At 68.2% G+C, this 20163-nt stretch carries 20 protein-coding genes and 1 tRNA gene; 13 read left to right on the plus strand and 8 right to left on the minus strand.

Going from position 1 to position 20163, the window contains the following annotated elements; genetic code table 11:
• The first annotated feature begins 154 nt into the window (after positions 1-154).
• Both F4559_RS23940 and F4559_RS23945 read left to right on the plus strand, forming a co-directional pair.
• The gene (locus F4559_RS23940; RefSeq protein WP_184672253.1) at positions 155-1153 is read left to right on the plus strand and encodes an iron-containing redox enzyme family protein; all 999 of its coding nucleotides are present in this window, start codon (positions 155-157) and stop codon (positions 1151-1153) included.
• Positions 1150-1356, plus strand: a complete 207-nt coding sequence (locus F4559_RS23945; protein ID WP_184672255.1) for a CDGSH iron-sulfur domain-containing protein — start codon at positions 1150-1152, stop codon at positions 1354-1356. The genes F4559_RS23940 and F4559_RS23945 overlap by 4 nt, the downstream gene beginning before the upstream one ends.
• A gap of 132 nt (positions 1357-1488) precedes the next feature.
• Here F4559_RS23945 and F4559_RS23950 read toward each other — a convergent pair whose 3' ends face one another.
• The 5 genes from F4559_RS23950 to F4559_RS36915 all read right to left on the minus strand — a co-directional run bounded on the left by F4559_RS23950 (position 1489) and on the right by F4559_RS36915 (position 6953).
• Entirely contained in the window at positions 1489-2379 is an 891-nt protein-coding gene (locus tag F4559_RS23950; protein WP_184672256.1) for an SDR family oxidoreductase, read from the minus strand.
• A 352-nt stretch (positions 2380-2731) separates the two neighbouring features.
• Positions 2732-4516, minus strand: coding sequence for a SpoIIE family protein phosphatase (locus tag F4559_RS23955; protein WP_281386353.1), 1785 nt, complete (start codon positions 4514-4516; stop codon positions 2732-2734).
• A gap of 779 nt (positions 4517-5295) precedes the next feature.
• Complete coding sequence (locus F4559_RS23960; RefSeq protein ID WP_184672260.1) at positions 5296-6432, minus strand: tyrosine-type recombinase/integrase; 1137 nt, start codon at positions 6430-6432, stop codon at positions 5296-5298.
• Between the two features lie 26 nt (positions 6433-6458).
• The gene (locus F4559_RS36825) at positions 6459-6668 is read right to left on the minus strand and encodes a helix-turn-helix domain-containing protein (RefSeq protein WP_376774723.1); all 210 of its coding nucleotides are present in this window, start codon (positions 6666-6668) and stop codon (positions 6459-6461) included.
• A 9-nt stretch (positions 6669-6677) separates the two neighbouring features.
• The gene (locus F4559_RS36915) at positions 6678-6953 is read right to left on the minus strand and encodes a hypothetical protein (protein WP_425567939.1); all 276 of its coding nucleotides are present in this window, start codon (positions 6951-6953) and stop codon (positions 6678-6680) included.
• Between the two features lie 336 nt (positions 6954-7289).
• Between F4559_RS36915 and F4559_RS23965 the strand changes: the two genes are divergently transcribed.
• Together F4559_RS23965 and F4559_RS23970 are read left to right on the plus strand one after the other, a co-directional pair.
• Positions 7290-8387, plus strand: coding sequence for an integrase core domain-containing protein (locus F4559_RS23965; RefSeq protein WP_184672261.1), 1098 nt, complete (start codon positions 7290-7292; stop codon positions 8385-8387).
• 83 nt (positions 8388-8470) lie between these two features.
• Positions 8471-8974 (plus strand): YcxB family protein, encoded by a 504-nt coding sequence (locus tag F4559_RS23970; RefSeq protein ID WP_184672263.1) that lies wholly within the window; start codon positions 8471-8473, stop codon positions 8972-8974.
• Here F4559_RS23970 and F4559_RS36545 read toward each other — a convergent pair.
• A complete protein-coding gene (locus F4559_RS36545) occupies positions 8945-9121 on the minus strand; it encodes an IclR family transcriptional regulator domain-containing protein (RefSeq protein WP_312865796.1) in 177 nt (58 codons plus the stop codon). The genes F4559_RS23970 and F4559_RS36545 overlap by 30 nt on opposite strands.
• 390 nt (positions 9122-9511) lie before the next feature.
• Here F4559_RS36545 and F4559_RS23980 point away from each other — a divergent pair, with 390 nt between their 5' ends.
• Together F4559_RS23980 and cutA are read left to right on the plus strand one after the other, a co-directional pair.
• A complete protein-coding gene (locus F4559_RS23980; RefSeq protein ID WP_184672264.1) occupies positions 9512-10540 on the plus strand; it encodes a PDDEXK family nuclease in 1029 nt (342 codons plus the stop codon).
• Between the two features lie 1395 nt (positions 10541-11935).
• Entirely contained in the window at positions 11936-12313 is a 378-nt protein-coding gene (gene cutA, locus F4559_RS23985) for a divalent-cation tolerance protein CutA (RefSeq protein WP_184672266.1), read from the plus strand.
• Here the strand turns inward: cutA and F4559_RS23990 are convergent.
• Positions 12310-13620 (minus strand): NsdA family TPR-like regulatory protein, encoded by a 1311-nt coding sequence (locus F4559_RS23990; RefSeq protein WP_184672268.1) that lies wholly within the window; start codon positions 13618-13620, stop codon positions 12310-12312. The genes cutA and F4559_RS23990 overlap by 4 nt on opposite strands.
• Positions 13621-14046: 426 nt before the next feature.
• On the opposite strand from F4559_RS23990, the gene F4559_RS23995 reads away from it, so the two are divergent.
• The 7 genes from F4559_RS23995 to F4559_RS24025 all read left to right on the plus strand — a co-directional run bounded on the left by F4559_RS23995 (position 14047) and on the right by F4559_RS24025 (position 19909).
• Complete coding sequence (locus F4559_RS23995) at positions 14047-14457, plus strand: hypothetical protein (protein ID WP_184672270.1); 411 nt, start codon at positions 14047-14049, stop codon at positions 14455-14457.
• Positions 14458-14471: 14 nt separating this feature from the next.
• Positions 14472-14825, plus strand: coding sequence for a hypothetical protein (locus F4559_RS24000; protein WP_184672272.1), 354 nt, complete (start codon positions 14472-14474; stop codon positions 14823-14825).
• Between the two features lie 19 nt (positions 14826-14844).
• Entirely contained in the window at positions 14845-15144 is a 300-nt protein-coding gene (locus tag F4559_RS24005) for an AMED_5909 family protein (protein ID WP_184672273.1), read from the plus strand.
• Positions 15145-15431: 287 nt separating this feature from the next.
• Entirely contained in the window at positions 15432-16856 is a 1425-nt protein-coding gene (locus tag F4559_RS24010; RefSeq protein ID WP_184672275.1) for an ATP-binding protein, read from the plus strand.
• Positions 16853-18481: a replication initiator gene (locus F4559_RS24015; protein WP_184672277.1), complete on the plus strand. Its 1629-nt coding sequence runs from the start codon at positions 16853-16855 to the stop codon at positions 18479-18481. The genes F4559_RS24010 and F4559_RS24015 overlap by 4 nt, the downstream gene beginning before the upstream one ends.
• A gap of 13 nt (positions 18482-18494) precedes the next feature.
• On the plus strand, positions 18495-18710 hold the full coding sequence (locus F4559_RS24020; RefSeq protein WP_184672279.1) for a helix-turn-helix transcriptional regulator: 216 nt from the start codon (positions 18495-18497) through the stop codon (positions 18708-18710).
• A complete protein-coding gene (locus F4559_RS24025; RefSeq protein ID WP_184672281.1) occupies positions 18710-19909 on the plus strand; it encodes a tyrosine-type recombinase/integrase in 1200 nt (399 codons plus the stop codon). The genes F4559_RS24020 and F4559_RS24025 overlap by 1 nt, the downstream gene beginning before the upstream one ends.
• Before the next feature lie 125 nt (positions 19910-20034).
• On the opposite strand, the gene F4559_RS24030 is transcribed toward F4559_RS24025, so the two are convergent.
• A tRNA-Pro gene (locus F4559_RS24030) sits at positions 20035-20108 on the minus strand.
• Positions 20109-20163 lie beyond the last annotated feature (55 nt).

Raw genomic sequence — 20163 nt, forward strand, 5'->3', positions numbered from 1 at the left:
CACGGTGCTCCCGTCCCGGAACTGCTGTGCCGATCACCAGCTGCTTCACCGGGTGTGACGTCCGGCCAGGGTCCGACGCGACGCTTCAGCTACGCCGAGCGGGGTAATCCCCGATCATCGAAGCCCCGGAGTCGAATTTTTCGAGGAGCGCGTCATGCGACTGCCACACCCACGCGGTCCGATGAGTTCGGTGCTGATCGCAGCCTTGCGCACCGGGCGATTCGACTTTCTCGGATCGGGTCGTGTCACGACGTCGGACGTGGTGGGTGACGAAGACCTCCAGCTGAGTCTGTGGATGTGCTACGAACTGCACTACCGGGGCTTCGACGACGTCGACGACACGTGCGAGTGGTCACCCGAGGTGATCGTGTTCCGCGGTCTGCTGGAGAAGACCTTCCTGGCCGGGCTGCGCGCGATCGCCCCGGTCGAAGACGTGACCCCGGAGGAGGTACCGGACGCGTTGGCGGACCTCGTGGCGGCCGACGACGGGCCGCCCTTGGCCGGGTACCTCCAGCGCGAGGCCACGCTGGACCAGTTCCGCGAGTTCGTGGCGTTGCGCTCGGTGTACCACTTGAAGGAGGCCGATCCGCACTCGTGGGCGATTCCCCGGCTCGACGGTGGCGCCAAGGCCGCGTTGGTCGAGATCCAGGCCGACGAGTACGGCGGCGGGCGTGTCGAGCGGATGCACTCGGAGCTGTTCCGTGACCTCATGCGCTTCCTGGACCTGGACGACACCTACGGCCACTACGTCGACCAGGCCTCCGCCGCGACCCTCGCGGTCACCAACACCATCTCGCTGTTCGGCCTCAACCGGCGCCTCACGGGTGCGCTGGTCGGCCACCTCGCCGCGTTCGAGATGACCTCCTCGCTGCCCAACCGCCGCTACGGCACCGGGTTGCGGCGCCTGGGCGGCGACGCCCGGGCCACCCGCTTCTACGACGAGCACGTGGAGGCCGACGCGGTCCACGAGCAGATCGCCGCGCACGACCTGTGCGGCTCCTACGCCAAGGCCCACCCCGAGGCGGCCGGTGACGTGCTGTTCGGCGCGGCGGCCTGCCTGTCCGTGGAAGCGCGGTTCGGCGGGCAACTCCTGCACCGGTGGGCACGCGGCCTGCCGGCGCTGCTCGTCCCGGCCTTGGGACGGACGGCGTGACCGCCGAGCGCGCCACCATCACCTCATACGAGAACGGGCCGCTGCTCGTGCGCGGGGACTTCGAACTGCGCACGCACGACGGCGAGTTCATCGACCCCGGGCGCGGCACCGTCGCGCTGTGCCGGTGCGGGAAGTCCGCGCTCAAGCCGTTCTGCGACGGGACCCACAAGGCCGCCAACTTCCGGGCGTCCCGCGAACGCTAGCCGATACGAACCGCCGGTACGTCATCGGTGCCGGACGGTCCGAGCGCAGGCTCTCCGCCCTTCCCGCGATTGCGCGGCACACGAACCGCGCAATCGGTTGACTGCACCGCGCGGTTTCCGGTGCGTCAGTTGTCAGCTGAAGGACAGTCCGCCGGTCACGGCGAGCACCTCGCCGGTGACGTAGCTCGACTCCGCCGAAGCCAGGTAGACATAGGCAGGCGCGAGTTCGGCCGGTTGCGCGGCCCGTCCCAGCGGGGTGTCCGCGCCGAAGGAGTCGACTTTCTCCGCCGGCATGGTGGCCGGGATCAGCGGCGTCCACACCGGACCGGGTGCGACCGAGTTCACCCGCACGCCCCGGACGGCCAGGTACTGCGCCAAGCCCTTGGTGAAGTTGACGATGCCCGCCTTGGTGGTGGCGTAGTCCAACAGCTCCGGCGACGGCCGGGACGCCTGGATCGAAGACGTGTTGACGATCGCCGACCCCTTGCCCAGGTGCGGCACCGCCGCCTTGCACAGCCAGAACATCGCGTACAGGTTGGTCTTCACCACCCGGTCGAACTGCTCGGTGGAAATCCCGAGCAGACTGTCGGACTGAGACATCTGGTAGGCGGCGTTGTTCACCAGTACGTCAAGACCGCCGAGTTCGGACGCGCACCGCTCGACCAGGTGTGCGCAGTGCTTCTCCTCGGTGATGTCACCGGGCACGAGCACGGCGCGCCGACCGGCCTCCCGGACCCACTCGGCGGTGCGCTCGGCGTCCTCCTGCTCCTGCTCCAGGTAGGACAGCACCACGTCCGCGCCCTCCCTGGCGAACGCGATGGCCACCGCGCGTCCGATGCCGGAGTCGCCTCCGGTGATCAACGCCCGCCGGTCGCTGAGCCGCCCCCGGCCGCGATAGGAGTACTCGCCGTGGTCCGGTTCCGGGGCCATCTCCGACGCCGTTCCCGGGTGCGCTTGTTCTTGGCCGGGAACCTCTTCAGGTCGCGGGTGCCGCTCGGCGGAGCGACGGTCGTGCTCGGTCATGTCGGGTCCTCCTGCTCGTCGACTGCCGAGCAAGGCGTTCCCGCGATCCGATCGTTCAACCCGAATCGGGACGGGTGACCGGGCGGCCCGATGATCCGGCCGACCACGCCCGGCGACCGTTCGCGTCACTCTTGGCGTCCGTTCCAAGCCGTGGATGTCCGGGTTCATGCCCGGCCGGTCGGGTAGCCGTCATCCGACGCGAAGGAGATGAGATGTTCCCGACCACCTGTACTCCGGTGCGGTCCGTCGCCCACGGCGTCGGCTCGAGCCGACGCACGATCCCGGGCCGCCGTGTGACCCCGTCCTCGGGCAGGTTGTGCGGGCGTCGCGGTGCGCTCGGACGGGTCGCTCCTCAGCTCCGGGAAGGCCGGTCCGGGCCCGTGGGGATGTGCGCGGCAAGCAGGACGACGTCGTCGTCGTGCCGGCCCACCGGGACCAGCAGGCGACGCACACACTCGTCGACGAGGTGGCGAGGATCGTCCGTCACGCGGAGGGCCGCCAGGACTTCGCGGAGGTTGGTGATCCCTTCGTCGATGTCACTCCCGCGGCGCTCGATGAGGCCGTCGGTGTAGAAGACGACCGTGTCGCCCGGGAGCAGGCGGACCTGGTGGTCGAGCACCGGGCGGTCGCGCAGGTGCGGATGGCCGAACAGCATGTCGTGGCCGTGCAGGATGGTGGTGGTGCCGTCGGCGTGCCGGACGACGGGCGGCGGGTGACCGGCGTTGGCCCAGGTCAACACCCATTCCCGGCTCGAGTCCGCCAGCGGTAGCAGGTGGGCCTGGATCATCGTTCCCGTGGCGGCGAGGCCGGTCGCGACACACGCCTGTTCCAGTGCCGTGACCACCGCCGACGGTGGTCCGGCCGGTCGCTCCCAGGCCGCCTGGCGCCCCATGCTGCGAACCTGACCCATGAGCGTCGCGGCGTCGATGTCGTGCCCGGTGATGTCACCCACCACGAGGACCACGCCCGCCGAATCTCCCGGATGTTGTGTACCGGGCACGATGACGTCGTACCAGTCACCACCGACCTGGTCATCCGACGCCGCGGGCACGTAGCACGCGGCCAGGCGCATGCCGTTGACCTCCGGGACCCTCGTCAGCATCGCCTCCTGGAGCCGACGGGCCACGCTCACCCGGCTCTGCAGGAAGTCCGCCCGCTCCAGCGCGTGCGTGACGTACCCGGCCAGCGTGGTGATCACCGTCCGCTCCACGAGATCGACCTCGTGCGGCCGGTCCCAACCGAACAGCAGCACCCCGGTGGTGTCGTCGGCGTACCTCAGCGGCGCACAGGCGATCGCGTGCAGGCCCATTTCCGCGTAGCGACGTTGCGCGGCGGGCGGGAACGCCGCAGCGATCGACGCCGGATCCGGGTAAAGGCTCAACACGCCCCGGCGGGCGGTCGACGCGATCGGCGCGTCGTCACCGACGTCGTAGACCTCGGCGCCCGACTCCGGCCCGACGGCCTGCCGGGGGTCGTCGATCCGGTGGAGGTCGGCGCGTCCTTCGGGAAGCGTCAGCCCGACGTAGACCGGGGCGAGTTGACCGGACACCAGTTCGGTGACCGTCGCGCGGATCTGTGCCAAGTCCTCGGCACGGGACAGCGCCTGCGAGGCCGTCAGCAGCAGTTGTGACCGGTCCAGTGCCGCCTGCAACGCGGCCTCGGCACGTGTGGACCGCACTTGTTCGCACTTCGCGTCCGCCGCCGCGATCCTCGCCCGCAGTACCGATGAGCACGACTCGGCCAGGAGGTCGAGCAGATCCAACTCAGCTCCGGACCACTGTCTGGGGACGTGGTCGAGTACGCACAGGCTGCCCAGCACCCGGCCCTCGGCGTCGGTCAGCGGGAACCCTGCGTACGCACCGACCCGCGGAGACCCCGCCAACGCATCGCCCCGCACCCGCAGGTCGACCGTCGTGTCCGCGACGATCAGCGGCTCACCGGTCGTGACCTGGTGCGCCACCGCCGACCGGTTCGCCGAGGCCCGACGAGTCGACCCCCACGGCTCTCCCACGCCGCACAACCCGGGCAACGTCAACTCGTGCCCGGCGATCAACGACACCATCGCCGCAGGGGTTCGTACAAGGTCGCACGCCCGCCGAGCCCACCGGTCGAACTCCGGATCGGAATTCCCGCCCATCCCGGTACCCGTGACCGCTTCCACTCGACCGGCTCCGGCGTCCGCCCGCCACACGGATCCGTCCCCTTCCACGATCGCACTCCCAGCATTCAGGCCGACACACCCGAGCCAGCTCAACCCGATGCGCAACAACTATAAATCGGCACGCTCGATCACGACCGCTCGTGGCGACGACCACGCCGGCCCTCTGATCGGGCCGTCGTCGGGCAATACCCGAGTGGAGACTCCAGCCGGTTCGGCGTCGACCCCGCGGGTAGTCACGAGGAGACGTGCTGACGAAGATGGCGGAACCTGCTGACCCGACGGACAAGTCGGCCCCGGCTCCCCTTGGCCCACTCCTCCGGTCGCACCGACGCCGTTCGCCGTGCTCCGGGCCCTGCCTGGAGGGTGGGGCATCCGACCACGTGCTGGTGGACCGTCCGCGTGCAGCTCGACCTTGGGGTGGCGCCTGTGCTGGCCTCGACTGCCGCCTAGTGGTACCCGGCGACACGTCGCCGGGTACCCGTATGAGCGCAGGGGCGGGTACTCAGGCGTTGAAGCCGTCCTCTACGACATCCGCTGTTTCCTCTCTGCCGGGTAGGCGCTCTCCGACGGTGTCCGAACAGCGGCAAGGTGTTCATCGTGTTCGCGTGGGCGTCGCGATGGGGTCGTCATCGGGACGATCACCAGAGCTGCGCCCACGTCGACCGGACGCGTGAACCTGAGGCACCCTGCTCATCCAGTACGCCACCAGAAGGCCGGCCGACGACTACTCGCCGAACGCCGGCATCCGGCGCAGTTCAGGAGGCGACACCCTCCGTCATGGGTCGACTCACGGAGGGAAGAGCCGCCAGCAGGTCGGGCTGAGAGGTGGCTCCGAGTCCGGCGAGGGCGTCGATCCATCGCTGTTGAAGGGTGTCGAGGATCCTGCGTTCGATCTCGGGTGCGACCGGGTGTACCCGGACTCGCGGGCTGGAGCTGTGGAGGTTGCCATCGGCTGCCGGACGCATGGCGCGGCGGGAGAAGTTGGAGCGTCGTAGGAGCGCGTGGTGTTCGGTGACGAACACGTGCGGGTGGTCGTGGGTGTCGAGGTGGAGGCGGAGCAGTTCCACGAGGAACGGTGGCAGGGTCACGGTTCGGGCGGACTCGGCGGTCTTGGGTGGGCCGAGTTGGAGGGTTCGGTCGATCTCGTGCAGTGCGCCGACGTCGGGGTCGATGACGAAGCGGCCGTCGTCGAGGTGGAGGTTGCCGCGACGCAGGCCGGTCAGTTCGCCCCAGCGGGCTCCGGTCCAGGCTGCGGTGATGTCCAGGACGCCCGCCCATGGGCCGACCAGGGACGCGGCTTGGAGTGCGACCCGCAGGGCTTGGTGGGGTTGGTCCCAGACGATTTCGCGGGTGCGGTGGTGGCGTCGGCGTCGTCGTGGGCGGATGGGGTTGTGGTCGAGGAGGTTCTCGTCGGCCGCGTCGGCGAGGATCATGGCCAGCGGCTTCATGATGGTTTTCACGGTGCTGTCCGCGAGTCCGCCCGAGCGCAGTTCGGCGGCCCAGGTGTGGGCGGCCAGGTTGCCGATGTCGACGAGGTGGCCGCTCCCCCACCGTGGCCGGATGTGGTTGCGGGTCAGGCTTTCGTACTGGGCCAGTCTTTCGTACTGGGCCAGTGTCGTGGGGGCGACGTCGATGCCGTCGAACCACAGGTCGATCCAGTCGTTCACGACCACCGGGGCCGCGCCGGACTTCGCCGGCGGGTTGTCGGTGCTCGTGGAGCCGTGGTGGATGTCGTCGATCCTGCGGGCTTCGGCTTTCGCCTCGTCCTCGCTGCGGAAGCCCGACTTCGAACCGATCGTCCCGTCGTCGCGGAAGTACCGGACTTGCCAGGAGTTCCGTCCGCTTCCATCGGAACCGTTCTCCTTCCCGTCCACGATCACACCGACGTCCACATGGATGCATCGTGTCCACGAGAACTTCAAGCGCGCTCGGGAAGATCCCCGATGTGGGTGTCGTGTCCTGTTGGGACGGACTGGCAGGTTTCGGCGATCTGCTCGACGTCGCGAACGGCGAAGCGCCGGTGTTTGCCGAGGAAGCGGCAGGGCACAGCGCGGGCGGCGGTGCGGCGGCACAGCCAGGAGGGTCGGACCTGGAGTATGGCCGCCGCCTGCTCTGCGGTGAGCAGGATCGGGGGGTGTCACCGGCTGCGGGTTCGCCGGGATTCGGTGCGGTGGGTCCGGGTTGCCGGGCCTGCCCGGTGGGGGCCGGTTCCCGCTCGACAGCCTTCTGCCTCGGTGCGGGTGACGGGGCCGCGAGGTGGGGCCGGTATCGTCAGGCGACGCGTCGTGTGCTGCCCATCGTCTGTGGTCCTTCCGGGTTGGATCTCGAGGGTTCGTAGAACGGTGTCGTGCCAGCGCAATGCGAATCCCAGGCAGTTGGATTCACTGCGGTGCCCAGGGCGGCAGCCCGGCACGTACCTGCCTCGGAAGCTCCACGCGAGGGAGTCGCTTGACGCGAGTGCGTCCGCGTACCGGTCCTCCGGTGCGGTGCACAACGCGCTGGAGAAGCTGGGCGACAGCGGCTACGCCGTGCGAACCTGCGACAAGCCGCGAAAGTACTCACTCGCCGCGACGGCTGCCGCACCCACGCAGTAGCCGTACCCGGTGCCCGGCAAGCCCTGTCGCCACGTTGTGCCTGCCGATAACCTCATCCATGCAGGTAGAGGACGCGCGGCACCCAGGACGTCGAGGGCTCAGGGTCACGGTTGCCATTCGCCGTGGTGTCGGCCAGCACGGCATGATGATCGGCTGTGCTGCTCCGACTGGCCTACCTCGGCGTGACCAACACGTTCGCGCTGCTGCGCCTGCTGCCCCTGAGCGACCGGGACAAGGACACGGAGATCCTGGCGCTGCGCCACCAGATCATGGTCCTGCAACGCCAACTCGGAGACACCCGACCACGGTTCTCCCCCGCCGACCGGGCCTTCCTCGCGGCACTGCTGCACCGACTCCCGACGCACGCGCTAAGTCGACTCCGCCTACTGGTCCGCCCGGAGACGATTCTGCGGTGGCACCGCGACCTCCGCGCCCGCCGCCACGCAGCCCGATCCCGCCCCAAGCGGCCCGGCCGACCACGGACCATCCGCTCGATCCGACTCCTGGTACTACGCCTAACGCGCGAGAATCCCACCTGGGGCTACCGCCGCATCCACGGCGAACTCCTCGTACTCGGCATCACAGTCGCCGCCTCCACCGTCTGGCAGATCCTCCAGGACGCCGGGGTCGACCCGGCACCAGAACGCGTCTCCACGCCCTGGTCGGCCTTCCTCCGCTCCCAAGCCGACGCGATCCTGGCCTGCGACTTCTTCGAGACCACCACCCTGAGCGGCGCCCGCCTTTACGTGCTCGCGGTGATAGAGCACGCCAGCCGCCGGATCCGCGTCCTCGGCGCCACCGCGCACCCCACCGCCTCCTGGGTCACCCAAGCCGCCAGGAACCTCGTCATGGATCTTGAAGAGGCGGGTAGTTCCGCGCGGTTCCTGATCCGCGACCGGGATGGAAAGTTCCCCGCCCTGTTCGACGCCGTCCTCGCCGACGCCGGTATCCAGGTCGGCCTCACCGGTGTCCGGATACCGCGCATGAACGCGATCATGGAACGCTGGATCCGCAGCTGCCGCCACGAACTCCTCGACCGCACCCTCATCTGGAACCAACCGCACCTACTCCACGCACTACGCCAGTACGAACAGTTCCACAACACCCACCGACCCCACCAAGGCATTGCCAACGCACGACCACTACGCGCCCTGCCACCAGCCGTCACCGATCAAGCAGCGATCACCAGACTCGACGTCCGCCGACAGCAACGACTGGGCGGCATCCTCAACGAGTACCACCACGCCGCCTGACCCGCACGGACGACATTCTCGGCAAGCACAGCGCTCGCCCCGGCAGCCGCGAACGTCATTCGCATTAAGGTGTGCCGGTGTCCATGACGATCACGGTGCCGTACGACGAGCGCCTGTTCAAGCGCACGACCCAGTTCCTGCTCCGTCCGCAGCTCAACCGGCTCTACGTGCTGGGCGCGGTGCTCGTCGCGCTTGGCGTCGCCATGCTGACCCTGACGACGATCGACAAGGTGGTGGGGGTCGTCTGCGTGATCCTCGGCCCCCTGCTGGTGTTCCGCATCGGGCGGGTCACGGCCGCCCAGGCGCTGGAGGCGCAGTGGTCCGCCACTCGGGCCGCGTTCAACCTGGTGATCGACGACCAGTGGGTGAGCATCGCGTACCCGCTGGCCCAGATGCGGTGCCACTGGGAGACGCTGGCGCGGGTCGTGGAGAAGCCCGACGTCTGGTACCTGATGTTCACCAAGTCACAGGCCGTCCCGCTGCCCAAGAACCTCATGACCCCGGAGCAGCAGGCCAAGTTCGCCGCCCTCGCCGCCGCGCGGACGTCGGTGGTCCCGCTACGGCGTGCGCCGGCCCAACGCGCGTGAAATAGCCCGGCCACCGGCCCGCACGGCGGGCAGCACGGTGTCGGTGCGGGTCTCGATCGGCACCACCACGGAGACGGCAGCCACCACGTCGCCGTTCGGGCCGCGCACCGGGGCGGCCACCCGCACCCGCAGCACGGCCTTCTCCACCGCATCGCATCCACGAACGACCCACCCACAGGGTATTTCCGCAGCTCGGAGGTATGACTGAGAAACACCCACCCACCACGAACCCCCACACCCACGACACCAATACCCCCACATCGTCCCGACAATCCACTACGTTGCACCACGCAACACGCGGTCATCGACATGAGCGCGCGTTCGCGAACACCTGATCAGCGGCATGACAGAACGTTCGATGGTTGCCGAATCGTTGGCCGTCCGGCGACTGCGAGGTTCCGGGGTGGTTCGGCGTTGGCCGGGGACTGGGCGATCGAGGTCCAGCCAGCCTGTCCTGTCGTGGGACGGCGCCTGGGAACCGCTGGCGCGGTGACTGCAAAGCGACCGAGGTTGAGGGCTGTTTGCGAGAATGGACAGGTGAGGTTCAAGCGCCGAAATCTCGAAGCACTGGCTGACCTGGTCGTTGGCAACATCGGCCGCGACGACCCTCAGAACGAGGACGAGGCGAGGTACTTCCCGTACCGCTCCAGCATGTACATCACCGAGTTCTTTCGCGAGCTGGACACGGAGTACGAACACGACGGCTCCACTCGCCATCGCTGGGTTGCCGACGTCCTGGAGACGATGCTGGCCGAGCCCCACGACGGCCCCACCCGCCCACCCGAGATCTTCTGCCGTCTTATCGACCAGCTCATGAGTCCGGCCGACCGGCACAACGAAGGGCCGGATCGCCCCCGCGCCCTGGCGCAGCTCAACGAGGTCCTCGGCCGCGAGGGCTTCGAGGCGTTCTACGGCGAGGACGAGCACTGCTACTTGCGTCACCAGGGCAGCCGGACCGTCACAGTGCTCGCAGCCAATCCGCACCGACCGTTTAGCAAGGCCGAACAGGAGAGACGGCAACTCCTGACCGCCTACCTGGACGACTGCAGCGAGGACGACCTCATCGAAGAGGTGCTGCTGCCGCTGTTCCGGCAACTCGGGTACCACAGGATCACGGCCGCAGGCCACAGGGACAAGGCGCTGGAGTACGGCAAGGACGTCTGGATGCGCTACACGCTGCCCACCCAGCACATCCTCTACTTCGGCATCCAGGCGAAGAAGGGCAAGCTCGACGCCTCGGGCGTCACCAAGGCCGGCAACACCAACATGGCGGAGATCTACAACCAGGCCCTCATGATGCTGGCACACGAGATCTTCGACCCGGAGACCAACCGGCGAGTTCTGGTCGACCACGCGTTCATCGTGGCCGGAGGAGAGATCACCAAGGCGGCGCGCAACTGGCTCGGCAACGCCCTCGACGCGACCAAACGCAGTCAGATCATGTTCATGGACCGCGACGACATCCTGAACCTCTACGTCGTCGCCAGCCTGCCACTGCCCGCTAGTGCGTTGCCACCGGCACCCGTGGCCCCATGGGCGGTCAGAGGTGAGGAGCCGCCCTTCTGACATCTCCCCGGCTCGTCGTCCACGCGTCCGCCTATGACACCACGCACCAGCCCACCGAACTCGCCCTCCGACAACACCCCCGACCACGACCGCCCTCAGCGCCGCCTGCTCGACGCCGCATCGTCGGCCACCTCGACCAATACACCCTCAACGAGCCTCCCGGTTCACATCGGTTCACGTCGGACCGGCGCAGATCGGGCCAGGTCGAGGTAGGTTCGGCAGAACCACCCGTTCGGGTGGCGACCCCATTTGGTGTTGGTCAAAAATCAGGAGCGAGTCGCTCCTGATCCGCTCCTTCACAACACCCACGAAGATCGTTTCGTTACTGTCCCGTGACCACTTTGAAGATCGTTCCGAACGCATGAAAAAGCCCGCTGACCTGCGCTTATCGCGCCGATCCAGCGGGCTTCCTCAGACCGTCGGGACGACAGGATTTGAACCTGCGACCCCTTGACCCCCAGGACGCCGAAGTGGGCATCCTCGCAGATCAATAGCGGTGTATTGATCGCTTATGTTGTCCAGGGACGAGCGCGTTGTGTGCCTCGGCGCAGGCCGTGTGGTCCCCACGTGGTCCCCAACCTGGACAGCCTCCAAAGACGTAGACGACAGGTTGTCCAGCGATCCGGCGCACCCTCGCCGGGGCATGATGCCGCCGGAAGTCCAGGCTCCTGAAAGACGATCACCGTCGTCACATCGGAATGTGTGGGCCGACAAGCCGAGTGGCACCCCCGCTCCCGTGCCGGGGCTAGAAATATTGGCGAGGGGCAAGCCGGTGCCCGAAATGCCGGTGCGAGCGGAAGCCTCGGCCGCACGGTGGATGAGGTGGGCACCGTACGACGATGCGTGGCGCGGTTGGCGTGGGCGACCGCGATGTTGTCGAGTTCGTAGACTCCCCACAGCGCAAACTGTCCGGGCTCGCTGTTCCTGGTGCCGCGCATTGCCCCTCGCCTTCAGGTCGTCGACATCGGTTCGGTGGACCACCGTGGGCTTCTCGCCCCGTTCCCCCGGCCCTTGCCGCCGGTTAGCGCCGGGACAGCGGTGTCAAGGGTGGCCGTAGGCCATCGCGCAGCGACGCGTAGCGCCCTTGATGCCGCTGTCCCGGCGTTAAACAATCCCGGGGCCTCGGCGGGAAGGCTCACAAACGCCGTGTTGGGACCGACGCCGCTGCCGTTGAAGTGCTTGAGTCCTTCACGGAACGGGCTACGGCGGCGCGCGGCCCGACCACGTGCGTCGCCTTCGCGCGGGGCCGACGGGCGGAGCGGAGCGGGAGCCCGGCGCGCCCCGATGCGAAAGGCGGCGTGACGGTGGTGGGCACCTGGCGCGGCTCGACGTCGCAGCGTGCCGCCGCAGGCGGCACGCCTTGATCCCCTAAAGCTGAATTCTTCAACGCGTCGCATGAGCGGTCAGCTCGCTACGCTCGGGTCGGCAATCCGATCTGAGAGGGACGACGTGACGGATGAGCACGTGGTGGTCATCTCGACCACCGACAGCGCCGAGAGTGCGGCTGAACTCGCGAAGGCGATCGTGGACGCCAGGCTGGCCGCGTGCGTGCAGGTCAGCAGCCCGATTCGCAGCGTCTACCGCTGGGACGGAGTGGTCCAGGACGATCAGGAGTGGCAGCTCTGGATCAAGTCGGCCCGTGATCGCCTGGACGAGCTGACCGCGTTCATCAAGGCGAACCACTCCTACGACACGCCCGAGGTGGTCGCGCTGCCGATCGTCGGCGGCAATCCCGACTACCTGAAGTGGATCACTGACGAAACTCGGGGCTAGTGCAGGGCGACGGCGATCCGGTCTCGCAGTGCCGTCTCGGGGCCGGTCCTGGTCGTGGGCAGGGTCGACGCGAGGGTGAGCAATCGGGTCTTGGCCAGGCTGGCTTCCGTTCGCACCGCCAGGCGGCCAGCCTGGGTCGCCAGCTCGCCTGCCTTGTCGTAGTCCTTGGTCGACGCTGCCGACGTGGCGAGGTCGGCGAGGATCAGTGCGCGGACCTTGTTGTCCCTGGGCGACAAGGAATCGAGCAACGAGCCCGCGACCGCATCCGCGTCCCGGTGCCTCATGATCGTGTAGGTCGACACGGTCATACTGCCCAGACGGCTCGCCGAGAAGAACCCGGTCCAGGACCGTTCCGTCCGGGGTTGGGCGAAGTCGTAGGCCGTGATCGCGCGTTCGATCGAGCGGAGCGCTCCGGTCTCGTCGCCAAGCCGGGCGAGTTCTTCCGCCTGCCTGGCCGCGATCCATGAACGCGTTGCGGGTGCCGACGAACCGGGCACCATGTCGTGGGCCTGGTGGAGCAGCTTGCTCGCCGGGCCGGTGTCGTTGCGGGACGCGGCCAGGTAGCTCCAGTAGCCCAGAGCACACGCGGCCAACGCGCCGTCGTCGACGGCCTTGGCGATCTTGAGGGTTTCGCGCCACGCGTTCGCGGCCTCGTTGCCTCGGCCGGTGTCGAACAGGACCCAGCCGGTCAGGGCCTTCGTCTCACCCAACGCGACCACCAAGTCTCGACGCGTGCGGTCCGACCGGGCGTTCTTGATCAAGCTTTGCAGCGTGTTCCCGTGACCTTCGAGCGAATCCAGAAGTTGGCTCGCGGGCACGGTCTCCTCGGTCTGGAACAGGTCCGCAGTGCGGTCCCGCATGAGCCTGACCGTGGCGTCGTCCACAGGACGTTCCTGATCCAGGGAGTCCTGTAGGCGCTGCCACGGCGAGTTCGTGATCAGTTCGACGCTCGCGGCGGCGATACCCGCTGCCTTGAGCACGTCCCGGCGTCGCACCTCGGGTCCTTCCTCTGCTTCGTCGTGTTCCATGTCCGGCCAGGTGAACCACAGCAGATGACGGGGAATCCTCATCGCCTCGGCCCACGGAATGAGCTTCGCCAGGTCGGTCACGGCCACCGACGACCGCTCCACCCGGCTCAACTGCCCTTGGCTGAGGTTGATCCAGCGGCCAAGGTCGACCTGCTTGACCTCCGGCGATTGCGCTTGTCGATAGGCACGCATCACGCGGCCGATATGGCGTTCGCGCAATGCCTGCCGCAGTTCCGGCTGTGACCAGAACTCTTCGTCGTGGAGAGGCGCGTCCGACATTCACAACCCCCTGTGGATCGTCCGGCACATATGAGTCTAGCCACGATGGAACACGACTACCAGCACGTATGCGTCAGGCGCATATGCGCAGGACTGGGCCGTGCGGCGTATGCGCCCGCGTCCGACAGCGATCGGCCCGGATCGCCGAACCTGTACGTGCCAGGAAAGCCACTACGAAAGGGCAAGGGATGGCAGCCACGGCAGGTCACAGCTCCGGCGAAACGGAGCGGCCTCCCGTGTCGCGACCGGAGACGGACGGGTCCGAACAGTACGGATGGGTGTACACCGAACACGGTTCGGTCGTCCTGTCGGTTCCCGGCCAGCGTGAACTCAGGTTCTCCCCGGACGACGCACGGGTCGTCGGAGAACTCTTGATCAAAAACGCGAGCGACGCAGACCAGCGGATTACCTCGGAGGACGACTGACATGGCGATTGCGGGTGGCCACCGGTTCCCGATCACGTTCGACGAACTGTTCCCGGAAGGGTTCTTCGTGCTGAGCGTGGAACGGGCATCGGAATACGTGGAAGGCAAGTCACCGCGTCCGGCGGTGGACAAGGTGACCGGGCTGCCGGTGTGGCTGGCCCAAGGCACCGATCCCTCGGCCAAGGGCCGGAACACCGGCCAGGTGGTGAAGATCGCTTCGGAGTACCAGCCGGTCCCCCCGGAGACCCTGGCGGGGACGCCGTTCCGCCCGGCCGTGTTCGAGGGGTTGAAGGTGACGCCGTACGTCCGTGACGGGTGGATCGCGTACACCGTCTGGGCCGATCGGATGCTCTCCCCCAACACGGCCACGCGCGGTTCCCGCAAGGCGGACAACGGCACGACTGCGGCCTGAGAGGGGGCCTTCTGATGTTGCGAGCAACGTTCTCACTCGGCCCCGCGCCGACGGTCGACGTGATCAAGTGGCCGAACTCGGACCTCCGCGCGTTGTGCCTGGAAGTCCGACCGGACGAAGTGATCGTCATCGGTCCGACGGACCGACCCGGCGGCGCGGTCGAGTTCGCGGCCTACCTGCGGGAGATGGCGTCGCACTGCGTGCGGTTGGCCGCGCAGGTGGACCCTCAGTCCGGGCGGCACGGCCAGTCACCGGACACGACCATGCGTGCGCTGAACCAACAGGCTTCGAGCTGGTTCCGGCCGCACGGTGACGAAAGCCGGTACGGAAACCTGGGCGAGACCGGCGCCGGGAGGTTGCCCGAATGAGCGGCCACCGGGAGCGGTCATGAGCGGGGCCTACGGACCTGAACGGGTTTCCGGTCAGGGCATCGCGCCGGAAAACTTGCCCGGTGAGTGGGCCGAAGCCGAGAACGTCCTGACGTTGCGGGAGGCCCACATCCTTGCCTGGCGACTCCGGCCGAGGCCCGGTGCGACGGACGCCGCCCAACTTCTGTTCCATCGACGGGCGGCGACGCTCTACCGACTGGTCGCGGACAAAGATGCCGCGCACCAACACGAATCCCTTGCCTGCGCGACGGTGGAGGACAACCACGCGGAGAAGCTGACCAAGACCGAACGGGAGTAGGCCCAGTAGTAGCAGGGACACCGCGCGCCCGACAGTCGCGTGTGGATGACGCACGCCCCGAAGTGGGTGGCTAAAGAAGATCGCGGCCGGTGGGTGTGGTCGCACGGGGAGCAGTCCGAAAGTCTTGGCGGGCTCTGGCTGCTCCCCGGCGACACACCCGACTGGCTGTCTCCTGGTCGTGTTGAGCCACAAGGAGTTCCAGTCGTGTCAAGCGTATCTGTTGTTCGTGGTCGTTCGTCAAGTGGTGACACTCGCCTGTCGGAGTGGACTTTCGGCGGTGACCTCTGATGTCGCGCTGGGTCGATCCGGCGCCGTTCGAGGGTGTCCGCCCTCGGCTGCCGTGGTGGATGTTGTTGCCGGGCAAGCTGAAGTGCCTGGCGGTCGTGGTTGCGTTGGCGTGGCTAGTGGTCGTAGCCCTGGGGCGGTTCGTACTCACGGCTGTGCGGTACCCGGTCACGTTTGTAGCGCCGCTCGTGGCGGCCTGGTGCGTGTGGCGGCACGGCTGGTGGCCTGTGGGCCTCACCTGCACGGGCCTCGCCGGAGTCCTGGCGCTGTGGGCAAAGGTGGCCCCACACTCATTTCGGCGGCTCTGCTGGTACCGGCTGGTTACGGAGTGGCGGCGGGCTGTGGTGTACGCCCCGCGCTGGCGGACCGTCATGAGGCTGGCCGAACTGACGAAGGACGTTCGCGGGCGCGAGTACCGGCCCAGCCTGCGGCACGTCCGCTCCGAAGGATGGCGTGACCGGGTCCGGGTACGGATGATCCCGGCCCAGTCCTCTGATGCCTGGGAGCTGCGGCGCGACGGCCTGGCGCACTCGTTCGGCGCCCGGTCGTGCCGGATCAGGGTCCTGCGGCCCCGGGTGGTCGAGCTGGACTTCATGCACTCCGACCCCCTGTCGCGCAGCATCCCCGCGCCCGCCTTGGTCGACGTGTCGTCCGGTGTCGACTTGAAGCGGGTCACGGTCGGATGCACGGAATCCGGTTCGTCGTGGCGGATTCGCTTGCAGGGCAACCAGGTTCTGGGCGTCGGCGTGCAGGGCTCGGGTAAAGCGTCGGTGCTGTGGTCGATCGTGTGGCACCTGGCCCCGGCGATCCGTGACGGCTTGGTGCGCCTGGTGGGCGTCGATCCCAAGGGCGGTATGGAACTCGGCCAGTGCCCAGAGGCTTTCGACCGCGTCGTGTACGACAACGGCGTCCAGGCCGTGGAGTTGTTGGAAGACCTGGCGGTCCAGGTCAAGGATCGGGCGGACCGGTATCGCGGTGTGCGCCGGTTGTGGACGCGGGTCGACGACGAGCCGTTCACTGTCCTGGTCGTGGACGAGTTGGCGGACCTGGTCGCCTACCAGTCCGACCAGAACCTGAGGGAACGCGCTTCGCGGGCGTTGCAGACGATCGTGTCGCAGGGCCGCGCGCCCGGATTCTGCGTGCTCGCGCTCGTCCAGGACCCGCGCAAGGAAGTCGTGGGGTTCCGCCACCTGTTCGGGACCCGCATCGCGCTGCGGCTCGACGAACCCGTGCAGGTGGACATGGTCCTGGGCGACGGAGTCCGGGCCAAGGGCGCGGCGGCGCACGAGATCGACGAGAACACTCCGGGCGTCGCCTGGGTGAAGACGGACGGTCGCGGTCTGCCCGAACGCGTCCGCGCGTTCCACGTCACCGATACCGACCTCCTGGCCCTGGCCGCGTACCTGACGGACGGTGAGGCGGCATGACCGACCTCGTTCCTGCGGTCACCTCGGACGTGGCCGCGATGACCTCGGCCGAACGTGCACGGCTGCCCCTGACGCTGGACGTGGTCAAGGCTGCGGCCGAACAGCACGGCGTGTGCGTCCGGCCCGTGCTGCGGGAAGTCGTCGACCTGGACAGCGGCGAGGTGCGCATCGTGGGCGTCCGCTGCAACTCCACGCGCACGTCCCGGTGCCCGGCCTGCGCCGATCGCAACCGACGTTCACGCATGGCACAGTGCCGGGAAGGCTGGCACCTCGCCACTGAACCCGTCGCCGAACGCCACGCCCCGACCGCCGATCAAGTCGCCCTGATCACCTACCGGGCCGACCTCACCGCCGAGTACCGACGCGCGAAGCACGAGGACGCGCACGACCAGGTGGACGACCTCCGCGAAGCACTACGCGAGGCAGACGCGGACATCCGGGCGGAAGGAGTCCGCGGTGGCCTCCCCGCCGTGGAACGCACCGCCAAACCTCCGGCCCGCTCCACTCGGCGTCGCCAGGACTCGCCGAACCTGCCCCGCCGTGCCGTGTCCAAGCGGACAGTGGGTCGCGAGTTCGCCGGACGCTACCGACCATCGACCTTCATCACCCTGACCCTGGACACCTACGGCAAGGTCGGTCCGACCGGCGCTCCGGTCGACCCGGACACCTACGACTACCGACGGGCGGCCCGCGACGCCGTCCACTTCGCGTCGCTGGTCGACCGGTGGTGGCAGAACCTGCGCCGGGTCGTCGGCTTCGACGTGCAGTACTTCGGCACGGTCGAGCCGCAACGGCGCGTCACCCCGCACGCCCACTTCGCCGTGCGCGGCTCGATCCCCCACCGGATCGTCCGCCAGGTCACCGCAGCCACCTACCTCCAGGTCTGGTGGCCACCGCACGACCACCCCGTCTACGGCGGCGACCGCCTGCCTGTGTGGAACGCCGACGCCCGGACCTTCACCGACCCCGACACCGGCAAGGCGTTGACCACCTGGGCCGACGCCGTGGCCGACCTCGACAAACCCGCACACCTCGCCACGTTCGGCCCCCAGGTGCACTCGAAAGGCATCCTCGGCGGCACGGAGGAAGCCGGACGACACGTCGGCTACCTGACCAAGTACCTCACGAAGTCGATCACCGAGGTAGTCGACGCCGACAGCTCGCCACGCCTGGCCGACCACGCCGACCGCCTGGCCGCCGAACTCGCGGTGACACCGTGCTCCCAACGTTGCGCGGTATGGCTGCTCTACGGCGTCCAACCACAAGGCACGACCTCACGCACGACACCCGGCCACTGCAAGGGCAAGGCACACCGCCGGGACACCCTCGGCCTGCCCGGCCGCCGAGTCCTGGTCTCCCGCCGCTGGTCGGGCAAGACCCTCGCCGAACACAAGGCGGACCGCACCGCGTTCGTCCGCGAAGCCCTCGCGGCGGCGGGAATCGAGACTCCGACCACGGACACCGCCCGACTGCGCTGGGCACCCGTACGCCCCGGCGACCCACACGTCCCGTCACGCACCGAACTGCTCCTGCACATGATCGCCCAACGCCTGGCGTGGAAGGCGGACTACGAACGGGCCAGAGCGGTGCCCGATGTTTCAGCAGTCCCACCGGCAGCCGCTTGACCAGGGGGAAGACATGAACGAACCGATGCTGGAAAGCCAGTGGTACACGACGGACGAGTTGGCTTCACGGCTCGGCGTCGACAGCTCGACGGTGCGACGTTGGCGCACATCGAGCCCGGTCCAAGGGCCGCCGTTCGTCCGGCTGACCACACGCGTGACGCTGTACAGCGCGGCGGATGTCGAGGCATGGTTGACCGAACGGCGAATCGACCCGGGGACGGCCGCGTGATGAGCGATCCGGTGCAACTTCCGATCGGGGTGTCGCTCTCCACCGATGTCGAACACCGCCCTGATCGACGGACGCCCTACCGGGCTCGCGCGCGGTGGGTCGACCCGGTCACCAAGAAGCGTTCTTCGAAGTCGGAATCCTTCGACACGGAGACCGAAGCCCGGGACTGGCTGGACGCGCTCATCCTCGCCGCTGCCACCGGGCTCAACCCCGCCGTCGCGACCATGAGCCTCACCGACTACGGCAACGCCAACATGGGGTTGGCCATGCGCGGTCTGGAGGCGAAGACGCTGGACCCGTATCTGGCGGGCTGGCGGAAGCGGGTCGTGCCCACTCTCGGCCACATCCCGGTCCGGATGATCACCAACGGCGTCGTGGACCGTGCGGTGCACGCCTGGATCGCGGACGAGTGCAGCCGATCGACGGTGAAGAACAGCATCGCACCGCTTGTCCGCGTCATGGAGCAAGCGTTGCGGGACGGGTTGATCGACCGGAATCCGGCCCGGGTCAGCGGATGGCAGCGCGAGTACGCCCGTGCGGAAGACGAGTTGGACGATCCCCGTTCCCTGGCGCTGCCGGACTGGGAAACGCTCGTTCGGCTCTCGGACGCGCTGGTGGCCCGTTCGCACGGCGAGTTCCGAGGCTGGGGCAACGTCGTACTGTTCGCCGCGTGCACCGCTGCCCGCATCGGGGAGGTGTCCGGATGCCGTGTCGGTGACCTCGACACGACGGAGTGGATCTGGCGCATCCGACGACAGACCACCACGTCCCCCGGCGGCCTGGTGGACAAAGGCACGAAAGGCAAACGCGCCCGCACCGTTCCCCTGATCGAGGAAATCCGGCCACTGGTCCAAGCCAGCATCGACCGAGTCGGCCGTGATCCCGACGCCCGCCTGTTCACCGGGCCTCGGGGTGGCCGGATTTCCACGGCGGTCCTGCGGGACGCGACGCATTGGGACGAGGTCGTAGCCGCACTCGGATACGAACACCTGCGGCGGCACAGCCTGCGGCACACCGGACTGACGTGGATGGCGGACGCCGGTGTTCCCGTGCACCACCTCCAGCGCATCGCCGGACACGGGTCGCTGACCACCACCCAGCGGTACCTGCACCCGGACCGGCGCTCGGTCACCGACGCGGGCGAAATGCTGTCCCGCCACCTGCGGTCCCCACGTCGGCCGAACCTCCGCGCCGTGTGAGAAACGTGGTCCCCGAATGGTCCCCAAAGCATGATCCCGGCGATCATGCACAAGATCGGGACCGGAAACGAGAGAAGCCGCCTCACCTGGGCAAATACCCGTGTGAAGCGGCTTCTCTCAGACCGTCGGGACGACAGGATTTGAACCTGCGACCCCTTGACCCCCAGTCAAGTGCGCTACCAAACTGCGCCACGTCCCGGCCGCATCCCGATCTCTCGGGGTGCTCGCATAGCTTAGCGCACTCCCCCGCATGC

The sequence above is a fragment of the Saccharothrix violaceirubra genome, from assembly GCF_014203755.1.
GTDB classification, from domain to species: Bacteria; Actinomycetota; Actinomycetes; order Mycobacteriales; family Pseudonocardiaceae; genus Actinosynnema; species Actinosynnema violaceirubrum.

Bases quoted from the DNA above. Each gene is read 5' to 3' on its own strand.
- F4559_RS24025 (WP_184672281.1), top strand. From the start codon at position 18,710: ATGAGCGATCCGGTGCAACTTCCGATCGGGGTGTCGCTCTCCACCGAT.
- F4559_RS24005 (WP_184672273.1), top strand. From the start codon at position 14,845: ATGAGCGGGGCCTACGGACCTGAACGGGTTTCCGGTCAGGGCATCGCG.
- F4559_RS23950 (WP_184672256.1), bottom strand. From the start codon at position 2,379: ATGACCGAGCACGACCGTCGCTCCGCCGAGCGGCACCCGCGACCTGAA.
- F4559_RS23970 (WP_184672263.1), top strand. From the start codon at position 8,471: ATGACGATCACGGTGCCGTACGACGAGCGCCTGTTCAAGCGCACGACC.
- F4559_RS24000 (WP_184672272.1), top strand. From the start codon at position 14,472: ATGTTGCGAGCAACGTTCTCACTCGGCCCCGCGCCGACGGTCGACGTG.
- F4559_RS23990 (WP_184672268.1), bottom strand. From the start codon at position 13,620: ATGTCGGACGCGCCTCTCCACGACGAAGAGTTCTGGTCACAGCCGGAA.
- F4559_RS24015 (WP_184672277.1), top strand. From the start codon at position 16,853: ATGACCGACCTCGTTCCTGCGGTCACCTCGGACGTGGCCGCGATGACC.
- F4559_RS23995 (WP_184672270.1), top strand. From the start codon at position 14,047: ATGGCGATTGCGGGTGGCCACCGGTTCCCGATCACGTTCGACGAACTG.
- F4559_RS23955 (WP_281386353.1), bottom strand. From the start codon at position 4,516: ATGGGCGGGAATTCCGATCCGGAGTTCGACCGGTGGGCTCGGCGGGCG.
- F4559_RS24010 (WP_184672275.1), top strand. From the start codon at position 15,432: ATGTCGCGCTGGGTCGATCCGGCGCCGTTCGAGGGTGTCCGCCCTCGG.
- F4559_RS24020 (WP_184672279.1), top strand. From the start codon at position 18,495: ATGAACGAACCGATGCTGGAAAGCCAGTGGTACACGACGGACGAGTTG.
- cutA (WP_184672266.1), top strand. From the start codon at position 11,936: ATGAGCGGTCAGCTCGCTACGCTCGGGTCGGCAATCCGATCTGAGAGG.
- F4559_RS23940 (WP_184672253.1), top strand. From the start codon at position 155: ATGCGACTGCCACACCCACGCGGTCCGATGAGTTCGGTGCTGATCGCA.